Source organism: Xanthomonas sp. BRIP62418 (genome assembly GCF_003993495.1).
Lineage (GTDB): Bacteria > Pseudomonadota > Gammaproteobacteria > Xanthomonadales > Xanthomonadaceae > Xanthomonas > Xanthomonas euroxanthea.
Map to the genome: position 1 here is coordinate 1 of NZ_QEZG01000017.1, position 1,644 is coordinate 1,644.

Consider the following 1,644-nt stretch of genomic DNA (forward strand, 5'->3'; position numbering starts at 1 on the left):
TCATCGACCCATTGGAGCCGGAGCCCTTCAGCTTCGATCGCGACTACGTCGTGATGCTGAGCGATTGGACAGACCTGGACCCGACGGCCCTGTTCGATCGTTTGAAGAAGATGCCGGGCCATGACAATTACTACAAGCGCACGGTCGGCGATTTTGCGCGCGATGTGAAGCGCAACGGCCTGTCGGCCACGTTGGAAGATCGCAAGATGTGGGGCGTGATGCGGATGACGCCCACGGATCTGTCCGATGTCAACGCCAACACCTACACCTACCTGATGAACGGCACGACCTCACTGGGCAACTGGACCGGTTTGTTCCGCAGTGGCGAGAAGGTGCGCCTGCGTTTCATCAATGGCTCTGCCATGACGTACTTCGATGTGCGTATTCCGGGGCTGAAGATGACCGTGGTGGCGGCAGATGGCTTGTATGTCCATCCGGTTTCCGTCGACGAGTTCCGCATCGCGGTAGCAGAAACCTTCGATGTGATCGTGGAGCCCTCCGGGCAGGACGCATTCACCATCTTTGCCCAAGACTCCGGTCGCACCGGCTACATCAGCGGCACGCTCGCTGTGCGCGAAGGATTACGCGCGCCCGTTCCGTCTGTGGATCCCCGGCCGCTGCTGACGATGGCAGACATGGGCATGGATCATGGGTCGATGGATATGTCTGGCGGCAGCAAGGGCATGGAAGGCGGCTGTGGTGCGGCCATGGGCATGCCTGGCATGACCCCACCTGTCAGCGGTAACGCGACCTCGGCCCATGCAGGCCATGCGATGCCCGCCGCCGGCGATGGTGCCATGGCAGGCATGCAGCACGGGGGCATGCAATCACACCCTGCTAGCGAGACCAACAATCCCCTGTTGGACAACCAAGCCATGAGCGTGAGTTCGCGCTTGGATGATCCGGGCAATGGCCTGCGCGATAACGGCCGTCATGTGCTGACGTATTCCATGCTCAAGAGCACCTTTGAAGACCCTGACGGACGCGACCCCGGTCGCGAGATCGAGCTGCATCTGACCGGACACATGGAGAAATTCTCCTGGGGCTTCAACGGTCAGAAGTTTTCCGATGTCGAGCCGCTGCGGCTGAACTACGGCGAGCGTATGCGCATCGTATTGGTTAACGACACGATGATGACCCATCCCATCCATTTGCACGGCATGTGGAGTGACGTGGAGGACGACAACGGCAACTTCATGGTGCGCAAGCACACGGTGGATATGCCGCCAGGTAGCCGACGCACGTATCGCGTGCGTGCCGATGCGTTGGGCAGCTGGGCGTTCCATTGCCACCTGCTTTATCACATGGAAGCCGGAATGATGCGCACGGTGAGGGTCGACGAATGAACATCAATAGACGCGATACCACCCTGACTGCGCTGACGCTGGCTATCTCGCTGGCCCTGGCCAATGGGGCCAGCGCCCGATCCATGCAGGACGGCTCCATGCCGATGGAGCAGGGCGCGCAGACCCAGACTCAGGATCACTCTGCACATCAGGCGCCGACATCAAAACCTGCGCCAGCCCAAAAGCCTGCAACACCGGCCAAGACGAGCGAAGCGACGATCGATCATGCGGCGATGGGCCACGCCGCGCCGCCGGCTGAAGCAGCCGAGCCTGCCATGCAGGGCATGGACCATTCGCA

At 61.0% G+C, this 1,644-nt stretch carries 1 protein-coding gene and 1 pseudogene; both read left to right on the forward strand.

Annotated features, from left to right (window positions below; all coding sequences use genetic code 11):
* The coding region (locus EO174_RS00075; protein ID WP_126941541.1) for a copper resistance system multicopper oxidase at positions 1 to 1,346 on the forward strand (1,346 nt) is incomplete at its 5' end.
* 83 nt (positions 1,347 to 1,429) lie between these two features.
* Positions 1,430 to 1,644, forward strand: a pseudogene (locus EO174_RS00080) (copper resistance protein B); the annotation flags it as partial.